The organism is Streptomyces sp. NPDC007157 (genome assembly GCF_040634235.1).
Taxonomy (GTDB): domain Bacteria; phylum Actinomycetota; class Actinomycetes; order Streptomycetales; family Streptomycetaceae; genus Streptomyces.
On sequence record NZ_JBEYFE010000014.1, the window covers coordinates 28,090 to 51,123 of the forward strand.

At 72.9% G+C, this 23,034-nt stretch carries 19 protein-coding genes and 2 pseudogenes; 15 read left to right on the forward strand and 6 right to left on the reverse strand.

Annotated elements, in window-relative coordinates:
* Positions 1-87 precede the first annotated feature (87 nt).
* Together ABZ642_RS24885 and ABZ642_RS24890 are read left to right on the forward strand one after the other, a co-directional pair.
* Positions 88-756, forward strand: coding sequence for a hypothetical protein (locus ABZ642_RS24885; protein WP_360488072.1), 669 nt, complete (start codon positions 88-90; stop codon positions 754-756).
* Between the two features lie 50 nt (positions 757-806).
* Positions 807-1,535, forward strand: coding sequence for a YcnI family protein (locus ABZ642_RS24890; RefSeq protein ID WP_360488075.1), 729 nt, complete (start codon positions 807-809; stop codon positions 1,533-1,535).
* Positions 1,536-2,105: 570 nt separating this feature from the next.
* Here the strand turns inward: ABZ642_RS24890 and ABZ642_RS24895 are convergent.
* Positions 2,106-2,816: pseudogene (locus ABZ642_RS24895) on the reverse strand (CDP-alcohol phosphatidyltransferase family protein); the annotation flags it as partial.
* A 121-nt stretch (positions 2,817-2,937) separates the two neighbouring features.
* Between ABZ642_RS24895 and ABZ642_RS24900 the strand changes: the two are divergent.
* The 5 genes and pseudogenes from ABZ642_RS24900 to ABZ642_RS24920 all read left to right on the forward strand — a co-directional run.
* Positions 2,938-3,921 (forward strand): dehydrogenase, encoded by a 984-nt coding sequence (locus ABZ642_RS24900; protein ID WP_360488078.1) that lies wholly within the window; start codon positions 2,938-2,940, stop codon positions 3,919-3,921.
* A 150-nt stretch (positions 3,922-4,071) separates the two neighbouring features.
* A complete protein-coding gene (locus ABZ642_RS24905; RefSeq protein ID WP_351699293.1) occupies positions 4,072-4,470 on the forward strand; it encodes a 6-carboxytetrahydropterin synthase in 399 nt (132 codons plus the stop codon).
* Positions 4,467-5,678 carry a glycosyltransferase family 4 protein gene (locus tag ABZ642_RS24910; RefSeq protein WP_360488081.1) on the forward strand — a complete coding sequence of 404 codons (1,212 nt, stop codon included), beginning with the start codon at positions 4,467-4,469 and terminating at the stop codon, positions 5,676-5,678. Before ABZ642_RS24905 ends, ABZ642_RS24910 begins: the two co-directional genes overlap by 4 nt.
* A gap of 92 nt (positions 5,679-5,770) precedes the next feature.
* Positions 5,771-6,718 (forward strand): class I SAM-dependent methyltransferase, encoded by a 948-nt coding sequence (locus ABZ642_RS24915; protein ID WP_360488084.1) that lies wholly within the window; start codon positions 5,771-5,773, stop codon positions 6,716-6,718.
* Positions 6,715-7,596, forward strand: a pseudogene (locus tag ABZ642_RS24920) (lysylphosphatidylglycerol synthase transmembrane domain-containing protein); the annotation flags it as partial. The gene ABZ642_RS24915 and the pseudogene ABZ642_RS24920, both read left to right, overlap by 4 nt.
* Before the next feature lie 98 nt (positions 7,597-7,694).
* Here the strand turns inward: ABZ642_RS24920 and ABZ642_RS24925 are convergent.
* Positions 7,695-8,453, reverse strand: coding sequence for a creatininase family protein (locus ABZ642_RS24925; RefSeq protein WP_360488592.1), 759 nt, complete (start codon positions 8,451-8,453; stop codon positions 7,695-7,697).
* Positions 8,454-8,492: 39 nt separating this feature from the next.
* On the opposite strand from ABZ642_RS24925, the gene ribA reads away from it, so the two are divergent.
* Complete coding sequence (gene ribA, locus ABZ642_RS24930; RefSeq protein ID WP_360488087.1) at positions 8,493-9,152, forward strand: GTP cyclohydrolase II; 660 nt, start codon at positions 8,493-8,495, stop codon at positions 9,150-9,152.
* Positions 9,153-9,207: 55 nt separating this feature from the next.
* Complete coding sequence (locus tag ABZ642_RS24935; protein ID WP_360488090.1) at positions 9,208-10,353, forward strand: FAD-binding oxidoreductase; 1,146 nt, start codon at positions 9,208-9,210, stop codon at positions 10,351-10,353.
* Between the two features lie 69 nt (positions 10,354-10,422).
* Here ABZ642_RS24935 and ABZ642_RS24940 read toward each other — a convergent pair whose 3' ends face one another.
* The gene (locus tag ABZ642_RS24940) at positions 10,423-11,646 is read right to left on the reverse strand and encodes a serine hydrolase domain-containing protein (protein WP_360488093.1); all 1,224 of its coding nucleotides are present in this window, start codon (positions 11,644-11,646) and stop codon (positions 10,423-10,425) included.
* Positions 11,647-11,978: 332 nt separating this feature from the next.
* Here ABZ642_RS24940 and ABZ642_RS24945 point away from each other — a divergent pair, with 332 nt between their 5' ends.
* Both ABZ642_RS24945 and ABZ642_RS24950 read left to right on the forward strand, forming a co-directional pair.
* Positions 11,979-12,404, forward strand: coding sequence for a PPOX class F420-dependent oxidoreductase (locus ABZ642_RS24945; protein WP_360488096.1), 426 nt, complete (start codon positions 11,979-11,981; stop codon positions 12,402-12,404).
* 116 nt (positions 12,405-12,520) lie between these two features.
* Positions 12,521-12,931 (forward strand): VOC family protein, encoded by a 411-nt coding sequence (locus ABZ642_RS24950; protein ID WP_360488099.1) that lies wholly within the window; start codon positions 12,521-12,523, stop codon positions 12,929-12,931.
* Between the two features lie 88 nt (positions 12,932-13,019).
* Here ABZ642_RS24950 and ABZ642_RS24955 read toward each other — a convergent pair whose 3' ends face one another.
* The 3 genes from ABZ642_RS24955 to ABZ642_RS24965 all read right to left on the reverse strand — a co-directional run bounded on the left by ABZ642_RS24955 (position 13,020) and on the right by ABZ642_RS24965 (position 17,128).
* A complete protein-coding gene (locus ABZ642_RS24955) occupies positions 13,020-14,231 on the reverse strand; it encodes a glycosyltransferase (RefSeq protein WP_360488102.1) in 1,212 nt (403 codons plus the stop codon).
* Between the two features lie 74 nt (positions 14,232-14,305).
* Positions 14,306-15,628, reverse strand: a complete 1,323-nt coding sequence (locus ABZ642_RS24960; RefSeq protein ID WP_360488105.1) for a nucleotide sugar dehydrogenase — start codon at positions 15,626-15,628, stop codon at positions 14,306-14,308.
* A 78-nt stretch (positions 15,629-15,706) separates the two neighbouring features.
* Positions 15,707-17,128 carry a glycosyltransferase family 4 protein gene (locus ABZ642_RS24965; protein WP_360488108.1) on the reverse strand — a complete coding sequence of 474 codons (1,422 nt, stop codon included), beginning with the start codon at positions 17,126-17,128 and terminating at the stop codon, positions 15,707-15,709.
* Between the two features lie 101 nt (positions 17,129-17,229).
* Here ABZ642_RS24965 and wecB point away from each other — a divergent pair, with 101 nt between their 5' ends.
* From wecB to ABZ642_RS24985, 4 genes are read left to right on the forward strand one after another with little or no spacing between them, the layout of a single operon-like run.
* A complete protein-coding gene (gene wecB, locus ABZ642_RS24970) occupies positions 17,230-18,318 on the forward strand; it encodes a UDP-N-acetylglucosamine 2-epimerase (non-hydrolyzing) (protein ID WP_360488111.1) in 1,089 nt (362 codons plus the stop codon).
* Positions 18,311-18,982: a class I SAM-dependent methyltransferase gene (locus tag ABZ642_RS24975; protein WP_360488114.1), complete on the forward strand. Its 672-nt coding sequence runs from the start codon at positions 18,311-18,313 to the stop codon at positions 18,980-18,982. The genes wecB and ABZ642_RS24975 overlap by 8 nt, the downstream gene beginning before the upstream one ends.
* Positions 18,982-20,790: a hypothetical protein gene (locus ABZ642_RS24980; RefSeq protein WP_360488117.1), complete on the forward strand. Its 1,809-nt coding sequence runs from the start codon at positions 18,982-18,984 to the stop codon at positions 20,788-20,790. The genes ABZ642_RS24975 and ABZ642_RS24980 overlap by 1 nt, the downstream gene beginning before the upstream one ends.
* Positions 20,787-22,973 (forward strand): glycosyltransferase, encoded by a 2,187-nt coding sequence (locus tag ABZ642_RS24985; RefSeq protein ID WP_360488120.1) that lies wholly within the window; start codon positions 20,787-20,789, stop codon positions 22,971-22,973. Before ABZ642_RS24980 ends, ABZ642_RS24985 begins: the two co-directional genes overlap by 4 nt.
* The last annotated feature ends 61 nt before the right edge of the window (positions 22,974-23,034 follow it).

A 23,034-nucleotide genomic window follows, 5' to 3' on the forward strand; every position in this document is an offset into this window, starting at 1 on the left:
GCGGCCTTCGCACGGGAAAACCCCAGCCGTGAGTGAACGGGGCGTCCGTGCCTCGCGTATCCCCCCACCGTGGGAGGATCGCTCACCATGAATGCGTCACCGGCGGTACGGAGCCTGCGTGCCGCGGTGTTCGCCGCGGTGTGCGTGCTCCTGGCTGCCGCCGGACATGCGCTGGCCATGGGGCAGATGCCGCCGCTGTGGGCCGACGCGGCCGGGTTCGTCGCCGTGTTCGGTCTGGGGCGCGCCCTCGCGGGGCGTGAGCGCGGACTCCCGGAGATCGGCGTCGGCATGCTGCTCACCCAGGCCGGCCTGCACTTCGGCTTCGACGCGGCCCGCGCGGTCACCCCGGCTCCCGCGTCCACCATGACCATGACCCGCATGAGCATGCACGGTCATGTCATGGTCGGTATGGGTGGCATGGGCGGTATGGCCGGTAGTGGTGGTATGGGTGGCGTGGCGCAGCAGTACCCGCACGCCCACGCCCTGACCGCGCATGCCACTCTCGCCCATGTCCTCGTCGCCCTGGTCGCCTCCTGGTGGCTGCGGTGCGGCGAGGCGGCGCTGTGGTCGCTGCTGCGCCGTGCGGTCGCCCTCGTGCCCGGTCTGGCGGCCTGGTGGCGCGACGCCCCGCTGCCCGGCCCGGCCGCCGGCCCGCACCTGGCCCCGGGCGGTCCGATACGCCGCCGCCGACTCCTCGCCCTACGGCACGCGGTGAGCCGACGCGGCCCGCCTGCCGCGATCCCGTACCCGGTCTAACACCCGCGAGACCCCCCAACAGACTTCACTCGTACGGAGATCCCTCACCCATGTCTGCCAACTCTGCCCTGCGCCGCGCCGCCACCGTCACCGCGCTCACCGTGGCGTCGGTCCTCGCCGCCGCCGGCGTCGCCTCCGCGCACGTCACCGTCCACCCCGAGAGCTACGCCAAGGGAGCCACCGACGGTGTGCTGACCTTCCGTGTGCCCAACGAGGAGGACACGGCCTCCACCACCAAGGTGCAGGTCTTCCTGCCCACCGACCACCCGGTCCTGGGCGTCCTCGTCTCCCCGCAGGACGGCTGGACCGCCAAGGTGACCACCACCAAGCTCAAGACGCCCGTGAAGACCGACGACGGCACCATCACCGAGGCCGCCTCCGAGATCACCTGGACCGGCGGAAAGATCGGCGCCGGCCAGTTCGAGGACTTCGACGTCGCCTTCGGCCAGCTCCCCGAGGACGCCGACCAGCTGACCTTCAAGACCCTGCAGACCTACTCCGACGGCAAGGTCGTGCGCTGGATCGAGGAGTCCGAGAGCGGCGGCGAGGAGCCGGAGAACCCGGCGCCGACGCTCAAGCTCACCGCGAAGGGCACCGCCGACGACAGTGCCGCGGCCGCACCGGCAACGCAGAGCAGCGCCAAGGCGACGACGACCGCGTCGGCCGACTCCAGCGACTCCATCGCGCGCGGCCTCGGCATCGCGGGCCTGATCGTCGGCGTGCTGGGCCTGGCGGCGGCCACGCTCGCCTTCGTCCGCACGCGGGGTGCGCGGTCGTAGGTGTCAACGGGTGTGGGCCCACGCGTGTGGGCCCACATGAGTAGGTCAACGCCCGTGGGCCCGCACGCGTAGGTCAACACCCGTGGGCCCGCACGCGTAGGTCAGCACCCGTGGGCCCACGCACGCAGGCCAACGCCCGTTGGCCCGCACGCGCAGGCCAACACCCGTAGGTCAACACCCGTTGGCCAACGGTCGTTGATGTACCGCCCGTTGACGCAACGCCTGTTGGCCCACGCTCGTAGGCAAACAGGCACAACGCCTGTTGGCCCACGCTCGTAGGCAAACAGCAGGGGCCCGGACCATCCCCCGGTCCGGGCCCCTGCGTCGTGCTCGGTCAGGTCACCTGACCGCCAGTTCCAGCATCTCGCTCTCCTCCGCGCGGACCTCGACCCGCGCCTCGGCGCGCACCGTCAGCCGCAGCTCGGTCGCCGTCCGGGCCGCCACCCGCTCCTCCTCCGTGACCGCGACCGCGACCGCGACCGCGGCCACCGCCGGGGCCGCCTCCCGCTCCGTCACCGTCACCGTCGGAACGGATTCCCGCTCCGACACCGTCACCGTCGCCTCCGCCGTCCGCGAGTTGCGCCACAGCCACACCACATCGCGTCCGAACGACCACAGCAGCGAGCCGAGCGCCAGCAGGACCACGGCCAGGTTGGCCAGGTACGGCAGCAGGTCCGCGCCCGCGAGGAGCAGGCAGATGCCCTGGATCGCGGCGACCGTCTTGCGGGCCATCGACGGCGGCAGCGGGGCGTTCAGCCAGGGCGCCACCTTCGCCGCCGCGACGAACGCGTAGCGCATCGCGCCGATCAGCAGCACCCACGGGCCCAGCTGCGTCGAGACGTACACGCTCAGCACCAGGATCAGGAACGCGTCGACCTCCATGTCGAAGCGCGCGCCCAGGGCCGTGGAAGTACCCGTGTGGCGGGCCACCTTGCCGTCCACGCCGTCGAGGATGAGGGCCACGGCGGTCAGGCCGACCAGGAGCGAGACCGGCGGGGAGCTCTCGAAGGAGTCGGCGACCAGGGCCGTCACGCCGCCGACCAGGATCGCGCGGCCGAGGGTCACCCGGTTGGCGGGGCCGAACGAGCGCGGCCGGGTGCGGTGCAGGGCCCGGGAGAGCACCGCCCAGGTGGCTATCGCGAACGCGAGCCCCGTCAGCCATCCGGCCGGCCCCATGCCGATCGCCGACCCGAGCAAGGTCAGCAACAGGATCTGCACGCCCGCTCCCACAGCGGTCTCCTGCTGGACCAGCCTGGCTTCGTAAGTGTTGTTCAGGGCCACCGCACGTCCTCCGGCCGAGTGACAGAGTCGATCAACGCCGCGTACTGTGCGCGGCCTGTGCACTTCTCGCTGTGCACATCTCGGTACGTGAACAACATCCCGATCGTTCAGGAGGATGCCGATGAACCGCTCGGCCCGCGCGTTCTGGCTCCGCTCTCCGGGCCACGGAGAGCTGCGTGACGTCACCCTCACGGAGCCCGCCGAGGGCGAGGTGCTGGTGCGCGCGCTGTACTCCGGAGTCAGCCGGGGGACCGAGACGCTGGTGTTCCGCGGCGGGGTGCCGGAGAGCCAACACGCGGTGATGCGGGCGCCGTTCCAGGTGGGCGAGTTCCCCGGGCCGGTGAAGTACGGCTACCTGAGCGTCGGCGTCGTGGAGGCGGGCCCGGTTGAGCTGATCGGGCGTACGGTGTTCTGCCTGTATCCGCATCAGACGCGTTACGTCGTTCCGGTGACCGCGGTGACGGTGGTACCGGACCGTGTACCACCGGCGCGTGCGGTGCTCGCGGGCACCGTGGAGACCGCAGTGAACGCACTCTGGGACGCCGCGCCCCTGGTCGGCGACCGGATCGCGGTTATCGGCGGCGGCATGGTCGGCTGCTCGGTCGCCGCCCTGCTCGCCCGCTTCCCCGGCGTACGGCTCCAGCTGGTCGACGCCGACCCGGCCCGCGCCAAGACCGCCGAGGCCCTCGGGGTGGACTTCGCGACGCCCGAGGACGCCCTGGACGGCTGCGACCTGGTCGTGCACGCCAGCGCCACCGAGCAGGGCCTCACCCGCGCCCTGGAGCTCCTCGCCCCCGAGGGCACGGTCCTCGAACTGAGCTGGTACGGCGACCGGCGGATCGCCCTCCCGCTCGGCGAGGCCTTCCACTCCCGCCGCCTCACCGTGCGCAGCAGCCAGGTCGGCACCGTCTCCCCGGCCGCCCGCGCCGGCCGCGGCTACGCCGACCGGCTCGCCCTGGCCCTGGACCTGCTGGCCGATCCGGCGCTGGACGCCCTCATCACGGGAGAAAGCGCGTTCGAAGAGCTCCCGGAAGTCCTCCCGAAACTCGCCTCGGGGGAGATCCCGGCCCTCTGCCACCGGGTCCGCTACGGCGACGTCGGCTGACGGAATGTCCAATGCGGGCCGCCAAGAGGTCCTGACCTGAGAAAAGAGTGAGAGTGGACTGAACACGGGGAAGCCACGAGCCGTATTAAGGGCATCCCCCGGCAGGGATCAGCCGGGGGACCAGACGCGCCGCACCTGGAGGGTCGTCCGTTGTTCAGCATCACCGTCCGCGATCACATCATGATCGCCCACAGTTTCCGCGGCGACGTGTTCGGACCCGCGCAGCGACTGCACGGCGCCACGTTCCTGGTGGACGCCACCTTCCGCCGTGAGCAGCTGGACGACGACAACATCGTCGTCGACATCGGTCTTGCCACCCAGGAACTCGGCGCCGTGGTCAGCGAGCTGAACTACAGAAACCTCGACAACGAGCCGGACTTCGCCGGGATCAACACCTCCACGGAGTTCCTGGCGAAGGTCATCGCCGACCGGCTGGCCGAGCGGATCGAGAAGGGCGCCCTGGGTGAGGGCGCCCGGGGCCTCGCGGGCCTGACCGTCACCCTGCACGAGTCGCACGTCGCCTGGGCGAGTTACGAGCGTGCCCTGTGACCGACGTGACCCTCGGCCGGGCACCGGCCCTGACCTACGTGCCCGCGCAGCGCGCGGCGACCACCGACCCGGCCGGCGAGAACGCCCCCGCGAACATCGGGATCCTGCCCATGTCCCTGCGCATCGTGCACTTCGTCATGCCCGGTGGTGTCGACGACCTGGCCACCCCGAGCGGTGGCAACGCCTACGACCGGCGGGTCTGCCTGGACCTGCCCGGCTTCGGCTGGCAGGTCACCAGGCACCCGGTGCCCGGCTCCTGGCCGCGCCCCGACGCGGCCGCCCGGGACACCCTCGCCCGCACCCTGCGGGAGCTGCCCGACGGCGCCGTCGTCCTCCTTGACGGCCTGGTGGCGTGCGGGGTCCCCGAGGTCGTCGTACCGGAGGCCGAACGGCTGCGGCTCACCGTCCTGGTGCACCTGCCGCTGGGCGACGAGACCGGGCTCGACCCGGCGGTGGCCGCCGACCTGGACGCCCGGGAGCGCGCGGTGCTGCGCGCCGTGCCGGCCGTGGTGGCGACCAGCGACTGGGCGGTACGGCGGCTGGTCTCGCACCACGGCCTGGCACCCGAACGGGTGCATGTCGCCGCCCCGGGTGCCGACATCGCCCCGCTGGCCGGCGGCACCGACGGGGTCTCGCACCTGCTGTGCGTCGCCACCGTCAGCCCGCGCAAGGGCCAGCACCGGCTGGTCGAGGCGCTCGCGGCGGTCCGGGACCTGCCGTGGACCTGCACCTGCGTGGGCGGCCTCGGCCAGGACCCCGAGTACGTCGCCCACCTGCGCTCGCTGATCGCCCGGCACGGCCTGACGGACCGGCTGCACCTCGCCGGCCCCCGCTCCGGCGCCGACCTCGACGCCAGTTACGCCGCCGCCGACCTGATGGTCCTCACCTCGTACGCCGAGACCTACGGCATGGCCGTCACCGAGGCCCTCGCCCGGGGCATCCCGGTGCTCGCCACCGACGTCGGCGGGTTGCCGGAGGCGGTCGGCAGGGCTCCTGACGGCGGGGTACCCGGCATCCTCGTACCGCCGGAGGACCCCGCCGCGCTCGCCGCCGAACTGCGTGGCTGGTTCGGCGAGGCGGACGTACGCCGTCGTCTGAAGGCCGCCGCGCGCGGCCGGCGGGCGGCGCTCGACGGCTGGGCGACCACCGCCCGCAGCCTGGCCGGAGTCCTGCTGAGACTCCCCGACGAACCCCGGAGGGCGGCATGACCCGCGAGACGACGGCCACTACGCCGGTCGGCGCGATCCCCGCGCAGCCCGGGCCCAGGGATGTTACCGATGCAGGGGTGGGACGAGAGCACATGGATGCCGCAGCCTCCGGGGAGCCCGGGCGGTCCGAGGTCATAGCCGGGGCCGGACCTGTCGTACGCCTGGGCGAGCGGGCCACCGTACGCCTGCGCGAGAGCGAGCCCGAGGAGTCGCCGCGGTACGCGCCCGAGTGGCTGGAGCTGCGGGAGAGCGCGGACGCGGCCGCCCGGTCACACGATCTGCTGGACCCGCTGCGGATCCGGCTGGCCAACCTGCCCGGCAAGGCGGGCGGTCTGGTCGTGCACGACCTGGGCTGCGGCACCGGTTCCATGGGCCGCTGGCTGGCGCCCCGCCTGGACGGCCCCCAGCACTGGATCCTGCACGACCGCGACCCCTACCTCCTGCACTTCGCCGCCGTCGCCTCGCCCCGGGTGGCCGCCGACGGCAGCCGGGTCACGGTGGAGACCCGCCGGGGTGACGTCGCCCGGCTCACCCCCGACGCGCTGATAGGCGCCTCGCTGGTGACCGCCTCCGCACTCCTTGACGTGCTCACCCGGGAGGAGGTCGACACCCTCGCCGAGGCCTGCGCCGGGGCCGGCTGCCCCGCCCTGCTCACCCTCTCGGTCGCCGGACGGGTCGAGTTCGACACCCCCCACCCGCTGGACGCGGAGCTGACGGAGGCCTTCAACGCCCACCAGCGGCGCGGCGGGATGCTCGGCCCGGACGCCGTCACCGCCGCCTGCGAGGCCTTCGCCGACCGCGGCGCCACCGTGAAGGTGAACCCCAGCCCCTGGCGGCTCGGCCCCGACGAGAAGGCGCTCACCGAGCAGTGGCTGCGCGGCTGGGTCGGCGCGGCCGTCGAGGAGCGTCCCGAACTGGCCGAGCGCGCCGAGGCCTACCTGGCCGAGCGGCTCGCCGCCTGCGCCGCCGGTGAACTGCGGGTGGTCCTGCACCACAGCGACCTGCTGGCGCTCGCCCGGCCGACCGGAGGCACCTCATGACCACCCCCACCCTGGTCCGCGAGACCGCCCCCGTCGTCCCGGTGACCGCGCCCCGGCGTCTGACCTTCCGTGCCGTCCGCGCCCACCTGGGCACCGTCGCCGGAGTCGCCATCATCGCCGTGCTGCTGTGGCGGCTCGGCACCGGCGTCTTCGTCGACGGACTGCGCCGCATCGACACCCCGACGCTGGTCGCCGGCCTGGTGATCGGGGCGGTCACGACCGTACTGAGCGCCTGGCGCTGGCAGTTGGTGGCCCGCAGCCTCGGCCTGCGGCTGCCGCTGGGGCCCGCCGTCGGCGACTACTACCGCGCGCTGTTCCTCAACGCGGCCCTGCCCGGCGGGGTGCTCGGTGATGTGCACCGGGCGGTCAGGCACGGGCAGAGCGAGGGCGACATCGGGCGCGGGGTCCGCGCGGTCGTGCTGGAACGGGCCGCGGGGCAGATCGCGTTGACGGCGTTCGGCGCGGGCGCGCTGCTGATCCTGCCCTCGCCGGTCCGCGACCAGGCGCGCAGTTTCGCCCCGTTGGTGGCGGCCGGCCTGGTGGGGGCCTGCGCGGTCGTGGTCGCGGTCCGCATGAACAGGGGCCCGGGCAAGCGTGGCGGCGCCCTGCGCGCGACGCTCGCCGAGGCCCGCCGGGCGCTGCTGTCACGGCGGAACGGGCCGGGCGTCGCACTGTCCTCGGCGGTCATCCTCGCCGGGCACGTCGGGATGTTCGTGGTGGCCGCGCGGGTCGCCGGTTCCGCCGCCTCCGTGGCCGCGCTGACGCCGATCGCGGTGCTCGCCCTGGTCGCCATGGGCCTGCCGCTGAACGTCGGCGGCTGGGGCCCCCGGGAGGGCGTCACCGCCTGGGCGTTCGCCGCGGCAGGCCTGGGCGCGGACAGCGGGCTCGCCACCGCCGTCGTCTACGGCGTCCTCAGCTTCGTGGCGGCCCTGCCGGGGCTGGTGGTCCTGGTCGTCCGCTGGTACGCGGGGATGCGCTACTCCCGCCCCGAGGTGAGCAGTTCGAAAACCGCGCCGAAGGAATCGGTGAGGCTCGCCAGGAGTTCCTTCCCCTTTTCCGCCGACCCCAGGGAGGGACGGCCGATGACGCCGGATTCGGTATAAGCGGACATTCCCAGGGTGAGGAGATGGCGGCGGTCGTCAGCGGTGAAATCGGCGGACTCGTGACCAGGGCGGACCAATTCGGGATGAGCGTGCAGCAGAATCGAGGTCTCGATTTCTCCCGCGTGCATGTCGGTGAGCGCCGAGGTCTCCACCCCGGCCCGCGAAAGCGCTGTCTCCCAGTCCTCCGCGGCCGGGTACAGGGCCATCCGCTCGCCCCGCGCGGACGCCTCCTGGACGACGTTGCCCAGCACGTAGTTGCCGCCGTGGCCGTTGACCACGACCAGTGCCCCGACGCCCGAGCGGTGCAACGATTCCGCGATGTCCCGGACCACTGCGTGCAGGGTCACCGAGGAGATGCTGACGGTCCCCGGCCAGGCCGCGTGCTCGTGCGAGCAGGAGACCGTCACCGGCGGAAGGAGGTGCACCGGGAACGCGTCGGCGATCTCCCGGGCGACGGCACAGGCGACGAGCGTGTCCGTCGCCAGCGGAAGGAAGGGACCGTGCTGTTCGAAGCTCCCCACGGGAAGGACGGCGACCTGAGTTGAAACGCCCGCCCCCCTGGTCCGTACCTCTTCCGTGGTGTCCGTCGGCAACAAGCCGTATGCCGCCGTACGCGCGCCCGAACCATTCATCTTTTTCACGGCCTTTCGTCTCCTCTTAGGAATCAGATCATGACAGAGAACATCGGCGTACTCGGCAAGAAGTCCCCACGGCGTTCGGGCGTGGAACGCGTCGTCAATGCACCGCTGCCCACCGTCTACGGTAAATTCCAGGCGATCGGCTACCTGGACCACGACCGCGGTGACGAGCAAGTGGCCCTGGTCTACGGGGACATCGACAGCGACCGGGTACTGACCCGGCTGCACTCGGAGTGCCTCACCGGTGACGCGTTCGGCTCCCAGCACTGCGAGTGCGGCGACCAGCTGGCCGCCGCCCTGCGCGCGGTCGTCGCCGAAGGCAGCGGCATCGTCGTCTACTTGCGGGGGCACGAGGGCCGCGGCATCGGACTGCTCGGCAAGCTGCGCGCGATGGCGCTCCAGGCGGAGGGCCTGGACACGGTCGAGGCCAACCTCGCGCTCGGTCTGCCCGTCGACGCCCGCGACTACGGCGTCGCCGCCGGCATCCTGCGCGACCTCGGGGTGGGTTCGGTACGCCTGATGTCCAACAACCCGCGCAAACGCGAGTCCCTGGTCCGCCACGGCATCGAGGTCGCCGAGACGGTCCCGCTGCTGATCGAGCCGTGCGAGAACAACATCACCTACCTGCGGACCAAGCGCGAGCGCCTCGACCACGTGCTGCCCCACCTGGACGCGGTGGCGCACTGGTCCTGAGGTACCGGGTGCCCTCCTGGGGAAGGAACAGGGGAGACCGACAGGAGGCGCACGCGTGAATCTTCGGGCCCAGGTCGTGATCATCGGCGGCGGGGTGATGGGCACCAGCATCGCCTACCACCTGGCGAGCGCGGGTGTCCGTGATGTAGTCCTCGTCGAACGGGACGAACTCGCCGCCGGATCCACCTCGAAGGCCGCCGGCGGGGTGCGCGCCCAGTTCTCCGACGAGCTCAACATCCAGCTGGGCGCGCGCAGCTTGGAGGCCTTCGCCCGCTTCGGGCAGGAGATCGGGTACGACATCGGGCTGCGCCGCGTCGGCTACCTCTTCCTCCTGTCCACCCCCGAGGAGGTCGCCTCCTTCGAGGCCGGCGTCCGGCTCCAGAACCACCTCGGTGTGCCCAGCCGGATGCTCACCCCGAAAGAGGCGGCCCGGCTCTCCCCGCTGATCGCCACCGACGGACTGCTGGCCGCCGCGTACTCCCCGGACGACGGACACTGCACCCCCGAGTCCGTCGTGCACGGCTACGCGGCCGCCGCCCGCGCCCACGGCGCCCGCGTACTGCGCCACACCGAGGTCACCGGCATCGAACGGGACGGCGCCCAGCTCACCGCCGTGCACACCACCCTCGGCCGGATCGCCACCGAGACGGTGGTCTGCGCGGCCGGCGCCTGGTCGAGGGCGGTCGCCGCGATGGTCGGCGTCGACCTGCCGGTACAGCCGCTGCGCCGCCAGATCGCGGTCACCGAACCGGTCCCGGGACTGCCGCCGACGCTCCCCATGACCATCGACTTCGCCACCAGCCTGTACTTTCACGCCGAGGGCCCCGGACTGCTGCTCGGCATGTCCGACCCGGACGAGCAGCCGGGCTTCGCCGCCGACCCGCACGACCGCTGGATCCCGCGCCTGTGCGCGGCGATGGAACGGCGCGCGCCCGCCCTGCTCGACCTGCGCCGCACCGGCGGCTGGGCCGGCCTGTACGAGAACACCCCGGACCACAACGCGCTGATCGGCGAGGCGACTTCGGTCTCCCGGTTCCTGTACGCCACCGGGTTCTCCGGCCACGGCTTCCTGCAGGGCCCGGCCGTCGGCGAGGTGATCCGCGACCTCTACCTGGGCCGCGCCCCCTTCCTGGACGTCGGCCCGCTCGGTGCCGACCGGTTCGCGGCCGACGCGTCCCGGCCGGAGACCAACCTGGTCTGACGGGACGCCCCTTGGTCCCGGACTGTCCGGGTCCGGGATGGTCCTGGTCCGTCCTGGTCCTGGACCGTCCTAGTCCTGGATCGTCTCGTGGACCAGCCGGCGCAGCTCCGGGAGGATCTTCAGGGTCTTGGGGCGCACCTGCGTGTGGAACTGCACGGTGAGGTCGTGTGTCGGGTCGACCCAGAAGGCGGTGGTGGCCGCTCCGGTCCAGCCGTAGGTGCCGGGGCTGCTCGGCGAGAGGGTGCGGTCGGGGTCGATCACCACCGAGACGCCCAGGCCGAAGCCGAGGCCGTCGTTGCCGGGCTCCTGGTGGGGAGGGGCGCCGAAGGCGCGCAGATCGGTGCCGCCGGGCAGGTTGTTGCTGGACAGCAGGGCTACCGAGGCGGGGGAGAGCAGCCGGACGCCGTCCAGTTCGCCGCCCCGCCGCAGCATCTCCGTGAAACGGTGGTAGTCGTACGCCGTCGCCGCGAGGCCGCCGCTGCCGGACAGGAGGCGGGGGCGGCCGCGCAACGGCAGCCCGGGGATCGCCGCGAGGCCGCCGTCCTCCGTCTCGCCGTACAACTCCGAGAGCCGGTCGGCCTGTTCGGGCACGATGTGCAGGCCCGCGTCCGGCATGCCGAGCGGGCGGAAGATCCGGTCCGCGAAGAACTCGTCGAGCCGCTGCCCGGAGACCACCTCGATGACGCGGCTGAGCACGTTGAAGCCGACGGAGTAGTTCCACTGGGTGCCCGGCTCGAACTGGAGGGGCATCCGCGCGTACACCTCCATCGTCTCGGCGAGGTCCGCGCCCGCCGGCACCGAGAACTCCAGGCCGGCCTCGCGGTAGCGGGCGTCCACCGGGTGCGAGTGGTAGAACGCGAAGGTCAGTCCGGCGGTGTGGGTGAGCAGGTGCCGGATCAGGATCGGCCCGTCGGCCGGCCGGGTCACCATGTCCGCGCCCGAACCGCTCACGTACACCCGGGGATCGGCGAACTCCGGCAGCAGGCGGCCGACCGGGTCGTCCAGGGAGAGCAGGCCGTCCTCCACCAGCAGCAGTATCGCCACCGCGGTGACCGGCTTGGTCATCGAGTACACCCGCCAGATGGTGTCCGGCTCGACCGGCAGTCCGGCCGCGCGGTCACGGTGGCCCTGCGTGGTGAGGTGGGCGATCCGGCCGCCGCGCGCCACGGACACCAGGTAGCCGGGCAGGCGCCCTTCGTCGACGTAGTGGGCGAAGTGCTGGTCGAGGCGGTCCAACGCCTTCACGTCCAGCCCGACCTCACTGGGGTCGACTTCCTGTCGCAGCTGTGCCATCGCTCTCCTCCGGTCGTGTCGTCCCGCGTTGCGGTCCGACCTCGGACCTCATCGTTGCGCAGGAAGCGGTGAACCGACCCGCTCATCCGCGTGTGGTGTGACGGACGCTATAGAAGGGGCGTCGGGTAAGGGGCAGGCGGCCGCCACGCCGGGCGCGGCCGGGAACGCCAGTACGAGCAGCGGTTTCGCGGCCCCGGGCCCCGGCAGGGCACCCCCGTGTACATGCCCCCGTCTTCCCGTGTGCACTCCGGGTACACCCGGCCCGGCGGGCGGTCTCCCCGCCGAACCGGTCGGCGGGAATGCGGTGCGGGTCCGGCGAAGTTTCCCCTGACATGACCCAGGACGCTCTTCTGAAGCTGCTCGCCGAAGGCCACGACGGGGTGCTGGTCACCCTCAGGAGCGACGGCCGTCCCCAGCTGTCCAATGTCAATCACGCGTACTACCCGGACGAGCGGACCGTCCGGGTCTCGATCACGGACGACCGCGCCAAGACCCGCAACCTGCGCCGTGACCCGCGTGCCTCGTACCACGTCACCAGCCCCGACCGCTGGGCGTACACGGTCGCCGAGGGCACCGCCGAGCTCTCGCCGGTCGCCGAGGACCCGTACGACGGGACCGTCGAGGAACTCGTCCGCCTCTACCGCGACATCCGCGGTGAGCACCCCGACTGGGACGACTACCGTGCCGCGATGGTCCGCGACCGCCGGGTGGTGCTGCGGCTGCGCGTGGAGCGGGCGTACGGCATTCCGCGCGCCTGAGCGGATCCCGGGGCCGGGCCTAGGACCTGTGATCGAGGTCGATCGGCCGATGGCCGCACACGGGGGCGGATGCCTAGGCTGCTGAGCAGGGAACGGCAGCTCAGGAAGAGGTCACCATGCCCGTCAACGGCCGCAGTCACATCCGCGTAGCCCGGCCCTCCCGGGATCTCGCCGCGGCCGAGCGCTTCTGGGTGCGCGGGCTGGGCCTGGGTGTGGTGTGGCGGGCCGAGGGCGGACCGGAACCCGGCGAGCACGACCTGCTGATGCTGGGCTGGCCGGACGCCGGCTGGCATCTGGAACTGGTCCATGAACCGGCCCGGCCGGTCGAACCGCGGCCCACCGAGGAGGACCTGCTGGTGGTCTACGTCGACGGCCCGGTGCCGGACGACCTGGTCGCCCGGCTGGAGGAGCACGGCGGCCAGCGGGTGCCGTCACCGAACCCGTACTGGAACCGGTGGGGCGTCACCGTCGAGGACCCGGACGGATACCGGCTCGTGCTCTGTGAGCGGGGCTGGTCCAACGCGTAGCCGGGAGTGCCTGCCGCCCGTACCGTCCGGCGCCGCCTCGCCGACCTCGATGCAGCCACCACCGAACTCGCCGCGATGGATGACGAGTTCAGCCGACCCGTCCAGGACGCGGCCTGGGACCGGGTGACGGGTTTTCGGTTGGGCGGAGACGAGGTCGCCTCGTACCGGCCTCGTCACCCGTGCGCCCGGCGCCGGTCTCCTCCCGCACCCAGCTCTCCAGCGTGTTCGTGAACTCGGCCGCCTTGTCGGGCCAGTTGAAGTGCGTCACGGCCGCCTCGCGGCCGCGCTGGGCCGCGGTGTGACGCAGTATCGGGTCGGTGCTCAGCAGCCGTATCGCCTCCGCCGCCGCGCGCGGATCCTCGTACGGGACGACCAGGCCGCAGCCGTGCCGCTCGACCATGTCGGCCGCCAGCGGGGTCGGCGTGGTGACTACGGGGACGCCGTGGGCCATGTACTCGACGACCTTGGTGGGCCGTGAATGACGGTAGTTGGGCTGGTCGTGCAGGAGGGAGAGGCCGGCCAGGGCGCCCGTGAGCAGTGCGAGGGCGCGGTCGTTGGGCAGGAAGCCGTGCCAGCGCAGCACGCCGTCCCGGTCGGCGGCCGCCAGCGCCTCCCGGACGTCCGGGTCGGCCGCGCCGGCCACCTCGACGCGCAGGCCGGGCCCCAGGTGCCGGGCGGTCTCGATCAGGTCCAGCGCGCCGCGCGCCCGGGACAGGTGACCGACGTAGACGACCCGTTCGCTGCCCGGCGGTTCGGGCGCCTGCACCGGTGCCGTCGTGAAGTTGGGCACCACCGGGTGGGCGCGGCGGAACCGCTCCTGGTAGGCGTCCTCGGCGAGCAGCAGCCGCAGATGGCGTTCCGCCAGCCGCTCGGCCGCCCGCACGGCGAGCCGCAGCGGAGGCCGCAAGGGCCGGGGTATCCAGCGTTTCATGGTGAGCGCGGCGGCGGTGTCCTCGTGGACGTCCCAGACGACCACCGGCGCCGCCCCGGACCGCCGCCAGCGGCGCAGGGTGCCGGGCAGGGCCAGGAGCAGTTCCGGGTCGTGGAGGAGGATCACGTCCGCCTCGTGGCCGCGGTCGGCGAGCAGGGCGCGGGCCGCGCCCACCGCCGCCCGGCGGCTGCGGCCCGCCGCCCGGGGCAGGTCGATGCCTTCGAGGTCGGCGCGGGGGCGCACCTCACGGGCCGAGAACGGCGCCGCGTACACGACATGGTGGCCGCGGTCCCGGAGCGCGGTGATCTGCCGGTGCAGTATGCGCGCGTCCTCCGGGTGGTGGACGACGGTGACGACGAGTATCCGCATCTGAGCGCCTTTCAACCCCGCCGCCCGGAGCCCTCGGACTCCGGGCGGCGGAAGGGAGTTGCCGCCGAGGTCGCCTACAGCACCTCGACGCCGGGCCGGAAGATCCGCCCGCGGGTGTCGAAGAGCAGCCGGGCCTCGTCGCCGATGGCCGGCAGGTCGTAGGCGGAGTGGTCCTGGAGCAGGATCGTCAGGTCGTGCGAGCGCACGGCGGCCATGACGTCGGTGACGCGCGGAACGGCCTCCCCGTCCACGAACCAGGCGGGCACGAACGGGTCGTGGAAGGCGATCTCGGCCTCCCGGGCCCGCAGCAGCCGGGCCACCGGCACCGCCGGTGCCTCGCGCCGGTCGGCGACGTCCGGCTTGTAGGTGACGCCGAGCAGCAGCACCCGGGAGCCGTGCAGGGCGCGGCCCTCGTGGTTGAGCAGATCCTGTGCGCGCCGGACGACGTACTCCGGCATGTGCGCGTTGATCTCCCGGGCGAGTTCCACGAACCGGAACTCATAGCCGATCGAACGCACCTTGTAGGACAGGTAGTTGGGGTCGATCGGGATGCAGTGGCCGCCCACCCCGGCGCTCGGCCGGAAGGCCTGGAAGCCGAACGGCTTGGTACCGGCGCAGCGGATCGCGTCCCATACGTCGACGCGCAACTCCTGGCACAGGATGGCCAGTTCGTTGACCAGGGCGATGTTGACGTGCCGGTAGGTGTTCTCCAGGAGCTTGGCCATCTCGGCTTCCCGGGTGCCCTTGGCCTGTACGACGGTGTCGACGAGCTTGCCGTAGAAGGCGGCCGCCCGGGCCGCGCACGCCGGGGTGCAGCCGCCCACCACCTTCGGGGTCTCGCGCAGCCCGTGGGTGGTGTTGCCGGGGTCGATGCGCTCCGGTGAGAACGCCAGCGAGAAGTCGTCGCCGACCCGTAGCCCGGACTCCTCCAGGATCGGCTTCACCACCTCTTCGGTGGTGCCCGGATAGGTCGTGGATTCGAGGACGACGAGCCGCCCGCGGCCCAGCCTGCGCGCCACCGCCCGCGCCGCGGAGGTCACCGCGCCCAGATCGGGACCGCCGTCCTCGCTGAGCGGGGTCGGCACACAGATCACGATCGTCTGCGCACGGGCCAGACAGGCGTCGTCCGTGTACGCGGTGAAGCCGGCCTGCCGCATGCGGGCGACGTCGTCGTCGGAGACGTCGTCGACATGGGAGTGTCCGGCGTTGAGGCCCTCCACGACCCGTGGGTCGAGGTCGAGCCCCGCTACTCTCAGCCCGACCAGCGACGCCTCCCGCGCGAGCGGAAGTCCGACGTAGCCGAGCCCGATGACGGCCAGTTCGAAGCCGTCGGTCCGTTCTGCGTCCCCGAGCGATTCGCTCAATTCCCCGAGCGGTACGGCCTTTTCGACCTGCATAGGGATTCTCCGCCCTCAACGGCAGACGCCGTATGGATCCGAAGGGCCCGGACGGTGCGATTCCGGGCGACGGGGGCCTCAGACACATCCAAGAGCGCGATACGCGTCTCGGGTCGTGGCAGCGACCCTCTTCCAGGTGCGATCACGCGCTACCAGAGCGCGGGCGGATGCTCCCCATTCATGCCGCCGTTTTCGACTGTAGAGCAATACTTCGAGAGCTTCTGCCCAAGCATGTGGTGATTCAGCAGCGATCAGCTGTCCGTTGACGTCCGGTTCGACCAGTTCGCGTAGGGCTGTGAGATCACTGGCCGCCACGGGAAGACCGCTCGCCATCGCTTCGACCGGCTTGAGCGGGGTGACCAGTCGGCAGACCCGTTCATCGGTGCGCGGCACCGCGAAAACGTCCAGAACCGCGTGGTAGGAGCGCACTTGGTGGTGCGGGACGCGACCGGTGAACAGCGCGACGCCGGCGCCGAGCCCCAGCCGGTCGGCCAGCGCCTCCAGCGCCCCGCGCTCGGGTCCGTCACCGACGATCAGCAGCCGCAGCGGAACCCCCCGGCGGCGCAGCTCGGCACCCGCATGGAGCAAGGTGCCGATTCCCTCGTGTGGAGTAAGGGTGCTGACGGTGCCGACCACATAGTCGTCCGCCGCGATGCCGAGCCGGGCCCGCAGTTCCGCCCCGTCCGGCGGCGGGGCGAGGAAGGCGTCGTCCACCGCGTTGGGCACGATCAGGACCCGTTCCTCGGGCACCCCGCGGGACACGATCTCGGCCTTCATCGCCGCGCCCAGGGTCAGCACCCGGTCGGCCTGGCGCATGCAGTACGTCTCCAGGGCGCGCCGGGCACGGTAGGTCGGGTCGTCCGGAGTGCGGCCCGCCGTCTGGGTCAGCCAGGTCTCCTCCAGGAACCCGCGCACCTCGTAGACCACCGGCAGCCCGTAGGTCTCCCGCAGGGCCAGCGCCACCCGTCCGTTGCCGTGGTCGGTGGCCGCGTGCAGCACGGCGGGCCGCAGCCGCTCCACCAGGCGCCCGGCCAGCTCGGCGTTGCGGGCCAGCACCGGGCCCTGCCCGTAGGGCAGGTTCAGCGGCAGCAGCCGGTGCTGCGGCACCCCGTTCACGATCTGCAGCGGGCGGGCGTCCAGGACGCCCTGCGCCACCGGGAACCCGATCCGGGTCACCACGTGCGGATCGAGGCCGGCGGCCCGCTGGGCCTCGGCGAGGGCCTGGGTGCGCACGGTGTAACCGGCGTGCTTGAACGGCAGCCCGTTGGTGACCAGATGGAGCACCCGGCCCGGTTCGGGCCGCACCGGCCGCCCGGCGGACGCCGGGATCCGGGCCGCGGACGGCGCGGCGGTCGGCCCGGCCGAACGGGCCCGGGCGGCGAGCCGCCGCTCGACCGGCCGCAGCCCGCGCCGCACCCGCGCCGGCAGCAGCCGGAGGCCGAGCAGTGCGGCCCGCGCGGGATCGTTGCGCAACTCGCCCCATGCGACGGATGCGGCCAAGCTGAGTGCACGGGGGATCCAGAAAACACGGCGCGGCATGGGACGGAACAGAAGTCGGGCCATGTCGTCAAGGTAGGCCGACAGAGCGGAGAACGTACGACATGAACGGCCGCGTACTCCATGTCGTAGGGACCAGGCCGAACTTCGTGAAGGCCGCGCCCGTCGTCGCCGCCCTGCGTGCGACCGGGCACGACCAGGTCCTGGTGCACACGGGTCAGCACTACGACGAACGGATGTCGCACATCTTCTTCCGGGAGCTGGGCCTGCCCGCCCCGGACACCGATCTGGGCGTCGGCTCGGGCAGCCAGGCCCGGCAGACCGCCGACCTGCTGGTGGCGCTGGAGGGCGAGCTGCTGGCCCGCGCCCCGGCCCTGGTCGTCGTGTACGGCGACGTGAACTCCACCCTGGCGGCGGCCCTGGCCGCCGCCAAGCTGGGCATCCCGGTGGCCCATGTCGAGGCGGGCCTGCGCAGCTTCGACATGGCGATGCCGGAGGAGGTCAACCGGCGCCTGGTCGACCAGCTGGCCGAGCTGCTCTTCGCGACCAGCCCGGAAGCCGTCGGACACCTGGCCCGCGAGGGCGTCGACCCGGGCCGGACGCACCTCGTCGGAAACCCGATGATCGACACCCTGCTCACCCATCTGGACCATTTCGACCCGGCCGCCGCCCGCGCCGCCCACGCGCTGCCCGAGCGGTACGGCGTGGTCACCCTGCACCGGCCGGCCAACGTCGACGACCCCGAGGCCGCCGCGGCCGCCGCCCGCGCCCTGACCGAGGCGGCCGGCCACCTCGACCTCGCCGTACCCCTGCACCCGCGCGGCCGGGAGGCGCTGCGCAAGGCGGGCCTCGCCGACGCGCCCGGTATCCATCTGCTCGAACCGCTCGGCTACGTCGAGTTCATGGGCCTGGTCCGGGGCGCCGCCGCCGTGATCACCGACTCCGGCGGGGTCCAGGAGGAGACCACCGTGCTGGGCGTCCCCTGCCTGACGCTGCGCACCACGACCGAACGCCCGGTCACCGTCACCCACGGCACCAACCGGCTGGTGAGCCACGGCGAACTGGTGCCCGCCCTGCGCAAGGTCCTGGACGGACCGCCGGCGGCCGACCCCGAAGGCCCGCCGCTGTGGGACGGCAAGGCCGGCCCCCGCATCGCCCGCGTCCTCACCGAGTGGCTGGAGCGCCATGACTGACGCCACCCGCACCCGCCCCGACGGTCCCCGCCCCCTCGGGCACACCGTCCGCACCTACTGGGACACCCGGCACCGCGAACGCGACGACCTCGCCTCCGGCGGCCACATCGGCCTGGACCGGCCCGGCAACGAGATCTTCTACGCGGTACGGCTCGGCCAGCTCCTCACCCTGATCGGCGACCTGTCGAGCCCGGCGGCCCCGCTGTTCGTGCTCGACGCCGGCTGCGGCAAGGGGCACTTCGCCCGCGCCCTGGCCCGCTGCGGCCACCACGTGGACGCCTTCGACGCCAGCGAGGAGGCCGTCACCCAGGCCCGGGCCGAGGGCGGCGGACCCCGCTACGCCCTGGCCGCCCTCGACGAGTGGCGCAGCCCCTGGCTCTACGACGTGGTGATGTGCGTGGACGTCCTCTTCCACGTCCTGGACGACGCGGAGTGGGCGGCCGGCCTGCGCAACCTCGCCTCGCTGGTCCGGATCACCGGCCGGCTGATCGTCACCGACGAGCACATCGACGAGCCCGTGCCGCGCGGCGACTACATCGTGCACCGGCCGATCGCCGCCTACCGCAAGGAACTCGAGCCCCTGGGCCTGAGCCACTCCCTCTTCCGGCCCTACGGCTTCCGCGAGAACCGGGTCGGCTTCCATGTCTTCACAAGGACCCGCTGATGCGCCTGACCGATCTGCTCCACCCGCACCTGGACGACGTGACCTCGGTCGTGGACGCGACGAGCGGCGGCCTGCGTCTCGACCCCTATCTGCACCTGCCGCCGGGCGTCGACTCGACCCGGCACGAACAGCCGGTCGGCGAGGGCGAGTTGATGCTCCTCTGCTACGGCCCCGACGCCGCCCTGCACGGCGACGAGGCGGACTGTCTCGCCGCACTGGAACGGATGCGGCCCGGCGGCCGCGGCCTGATCGTCTTCGGCCACCCCGGCACCGACCTGCCCTACCACCGCCTCCTCGACGCCCTGGTGGCCCACCGCTGCCAGGTGCTGCACGCCGCCGCGCTCGGCTACACGCATCTGCACGCCGGCGCGGTCTTCGCCTGTACCGAGGAAATCCTGCCGCCGCACGACTGGTTCGGCCATCCGCTGCCGGCCGACGGGTTCGCCACGGCCCTCCGGATCGCCGACGAGTACGTGCTCGCCGACTTCGTCTCCCGCTCCCAGCGGGCCCGCCTGATCGACCTGGAGCGGGCGGCCGAGGAGACCGCCCGCGCCCTGGAGAACGGCCGCGAGGACGGCCTGGCCGAACGGCTGGCAGCCGCCCTGCGGGACAAGGACCAGCTCACCTCCGCCCTGCGCGGGGCCCGGGAGCGGACCGGCGTGCTGGAGGCCCGCGTGGCCATGCTGGAGGGCTCCACCTCACTGCGGGTCGGCAAGGCACTGGTGTCGGCGGCCCGTTCACCCAAGCGGGGCGCGGCCAGGCTGCCCGGAGAGCTGTACGGGCTGTGGCGGCAGCGGAAGGTCAAGGGGCGGCCCACGCGGGCCGCGAGCGCCGCCCCGGCACCGGAGGCAGCCGCCGACGACCGCTTCTACCTCTCCCACCGCGCGCTGTCCGTGGCACCCCGCGACCGGCTGGTGATCACCGGCGTGCTGACCGACCGTACCGCCGCCGACTTCGCGGCCGACGCCGTCGTCAGCCGGGTGCTGCCGCACGACGGCCGGCTGCTGGTCGAGCGCACCGACCCGGACGTCTTCCTCGTCCAGCTCGGCGCCTGCACCGCCGAGGCCGGCCCCTGGACGCTCACCGGCACCGGACACGCCCCCGACCTGGACCGCCGCCTCGCCGAACTGATCAGCCAGGCGCGGGGACTGGGCCGGGCGGCGGTGCTGTGGCGGGACGGCCCCGCGTCCTTGGCACCGGGCCTGTCCCAACTGCCCTGGGACGCCGTCCTCGACGGCGACACCGGGACCGCGCTGTCCCGCCTCGACCCGGTCACCGACGGCCGCGACCGGCTCCGGGACGTCTTCCAGCAGGACAGCACGCGGGTACGGCTGGCCCGCCTCGCCGCACTGGCCGGCGCCCCCGCCCCGACGGCCGAGCGCCGGGTCGCCGTACTGGCCGCCCCCCGGGACGCCACCGACGTCGCCCGGCTCGTCGCCCAGACGCTCGGCCAGCTGCACCGGCCGACCGAGGTCGTCGTCGCCGACCCGGCAGGGCTCGACCTCGGCGAACTCACCGCCGCCTCCGTCACCGTGCACTCCGGACCGCCCACCGCACCCTGGGTCGCCGACTGGACGGACCTGACCGAGGACCGCCCCGACACCCTGCTGCTCGACCTTCTCTGCGCCCAGGAGTTCTCGGGCGCCGACGCGGTGGGACACACCCCCGCCGCCGACGACTACGCCTTCGTACCGACCCTGAAACCGCTGCTCGTGCGCCGGTCGCTGCTTGACACCGGCACCCCACCGGACACCTGGTCGCGGGCCGGGCACCGCCTGTTCGCCGTGCGTGGAAAGGAGCCGTCATGACCCGCACCCTCAGGGCGCTCGTCTACGGCGACGTGGACCTCAACCTCATCGACGGTTCCGCCGTCTGGGCCCAGTCGACGGTACAGGCGCTGTCCCGCGCGGGCTGCCGGACCCGGCTCGTCCTCAAGGCCCCCGTGGAGACCGGCCGGCTGACCGACCCGCTGGCCGGACTGCCCGGGGTCACCGTGGTCCGCCCGTACGAGGAACACCTCGTCCCCGGCCAGGGCGCGCACCCCCTGTCCCCCTACCAGGCCTCGCAGTTGCTCACTCGCCTCGACGAGGAGGAGCCCTGCGACCTGCTGGTGCTGCGCGGCCGCCGGCTGGTGAAGCAGATCGTCGGCGACGGTCACTTCCACGGACGCGTCTGGGCCTACCTCACCGACATCCCGCAGTCCCCGGCCGAGATGACCGAACAGGACCGCGTCGACCTCGCCCGCATCGCCAACGCCTCCCGGCAACTCCTGTGCCAGACCGAGGAGTTGCGGTGCTTCCTGGAGGCCTGGGTGCCGGAGGCCTGCGGCCGGGCCGTGCTCTGCCCGCCCGCGGTGCCCGAACCCGGCCTCCCGGTCCCGCAGCGCGACGGACTGCACGATCCCGTACGCCTCGTCTACACCGGCAAGTTCGCGCCCCGCTGGAACACCCTGCCCATGACCCGGCTGCCCGCGCGGCTCGCCGAGCGCGGCATCCGGGCCGAACTCCACGCCGTCGGCGACAAGATCCACAAGGATGCCGCCCATCCCGGCTTCGACACCGCCATGGCCGAGGCGCTGCGCACCACCCCCGAGGTCGTCCACCACGGCGGCGTGCCCCGCGAGGAGGCCATGCGCATCGCGGCCGACTGCGACCTCGGCCTCGGCTGGCGCGACTCCTCTCTCGACGCCAGCCTCGAACTCTCCACCAAGGTGCTGGAGTTCGGCTCCCTCGGCCTGCCCGTCGTCCTCAACCGCACCCCCGCGCACGAGGCGCTGCTCGGCACCGACTACCCGCTGTTCGTGCCCGGCGACGCGACCCTCGCGGACGCGGTGGAAGCGGTCACCGTCGCCGTACGCGACACCGAGGCCAGGCACCTCGCGGCCGACCGGTGTGCGGCCGCGGCCCGGCAGTACACCATGGAGGCCGCGGCCGCCCGCTGGCGCGCCCACCTCGACGGCGCCTTCCCCAAAGCCCCCGCCGCCGTCGCCGGCCGCGGGCGCCCGCTGCGGATCGGGGTGGCCGGCCACGACCTGAAGTTCCTCACCCGGCTGCTCGACCACTTCCGCGCCCTGCCCGGCCTCGACGTGCGCGTCGACGCCTGGCCCGCGCTCGCCCGGCACGACCCGGCCGCGAGCCGTGAACTCGCCGACTGGGCCGATGTGGTGGTCGTCGAGTGGTGCGGCCCGGCGGCGGTCTGGTACAGCCGTCACAAGCGGCGCGGCAGCAGGCTGATCGTCCGCCTGCACCGCTTCGAGCTCGACGCCGGCTACCCGCAGCAGGTCGACATCGACGCCGTCGACCGCGTGGTCTGCGTCAGCCCCTACTACGCCCGCAGCACCCGGGAGCGGACCGGCTGGCCCGCCTCGAAGATCACCACGATCGGCAACTGGGTCGACGTCGACCAGCTCGACCGGCCCAAGGCGCCCGGTGCCCGGCACCGGCTCGGCATGATCGGCATCGCGCCCAGCCGCAAACGCCTCGACCTCGGCCTCGACGTCCTGGAGGTACTGCGCGCCCACGACCGGCGCTGGCACCTCTCGGTCAAGTCCAAGCCGCCGTGGGAGTACTGGTGGATCTGGAACAAGCCGGAGGAACGCGCTCACTACGAGGCGATCCTGCGCCGCATGCAGACCTCGCCGCTGCTCGAAGGGGCCGTCGTCTTCGACCAGTTCGGGCCGGACGTGCCGAACTGGCTGCGCCGCGTCGGCCATGTGCTCTCCACCAGCGACGACGAGAGCTTCCACCTCGCCCCGGCCGAGGGCATGGCCTCCGGTGCCGTACCCGCGCTGCTGCCGTGGCCGGGTGCGGACGAGATCTACGACCGGCGCTGGATCCACGACACCCCGGAGGCGATGGCCGAGTCGATCGCCGGACTGGGCGAGCAGGATGACTGGCGGTCGGCCGGCGAAACGGCCCGCGGCCAGGTACGGGAGGGCTTCTCGCTGGAACGGGTGGCGAAGGAGTGGACGGAGCTCCTGGTGTCCGGCTGAGTCACGCGTTGCCCGGGCCACCTGCCCGTTCGCATCCTCCAGGTCATGCCCGAAGACCCCG

Coding starts and splice junctions, on each gene's coding strand:
- ABZ642_RS24885 (WP_360488072.1), top strand. CDS start 88: ATGAATGCGTCACCGGCGGTACGGAGCCTGCGTGCCGCGGTGTTCGCC.
- ABZ642_RS24890 (WP_360488075.1), top strand. CDS start 807: ATGTCTGCCAACTCTGCCCTGCGCCGCGCCGCCACCGTCACCGCGCTC.
- ABZ642_RS24900 (WP_360488078.1), top strand. CDS start 2,938: ATGAACCGCTCGGCCCGCGCGTTCTGGCTCCGCTCTCCGGGCCACGGA.
- ABZ642_RS24915 (WP_360488084.1), top strand. CDS start 5,771: ATGGATGCCGCAGCCTCCGGGGAGCCCGGGCGGTCCGAGGTCATAGCC.
- ABZ642_RS24925 (WP_360488592.1), bottom strand. CDS start 8,453: ATGAATGGTTCGGGCGCGCGTACGGCGGCATACGGCTTGTTGCCGACG.
- ribA (WP_360488087.1), top strand. CDS start 8,493: ATGACAGAGAACATCGGCGTACTCGGCAAGAAGTCCCCACGGCGTTCG.
- ABZ642_RS24940 (WP_360488093.1), bottom strand. CDS start 11,646: ATGGCACAGCTGCGACAGGAAGTCGACCCCAGTGAGGTCGGGCTGGAC.
- ABZ642_RS24945 (WP_360488096.1), top strand. CDS start 11,979: ATGACCCAGGACGCTCTTCTGAAGCTGCTCGCCGAAGGCCACGACGGG.
- ABZ642_RS24950 (WP_360488099.1), top strand. CDS start 12,521: ATGCCCGTCAACGGCCGCAGTCACATCCGCGTAGCCCGGCCCTCCCGG.
- ABZ642_RS24955 (WP_360488102.1), bottom strand. CDS start 14,231: ATGCGGATACTCGTCGTCACCGTCGTCCACCACCCGGAGGACGCGCGC.
- ABZ642_RS24960 (WP_360488105.1), bottom strand. CDS start 15,628: ATGCAGGTCGAAAAGGCCGTACCGCTCGGGGAATTGAGCGAATCGCTC.
- wecB (WP_360488111.1), top strand. CDS start 17,230: ATGAACGGCCGCGTACTCCATGTCGTAGGGACCAGGCCGAACTTCGTG.
- ABZ642_RS24975 (WP_360488114.1), top strand. CDS start 18,311: ATGACTGACGCCACCCGCACCCGCCCCGACGGTCCCCGCCCCCTCGGG.
- ABZ642_RS24980 (WP_360488117.1), top strand. CDS start 18,982: ATGCGCCTGACCGATCTGCTCCACCCGCACCTGGACGACGTGACCTCG.
- ABZ642_RS24985 (WP_360488120.1), top strand. CDS start 20,787: ATGACCCGCACCCTCAGGGCGCTCGTCTACGGCGACGTGGACCTCAAC.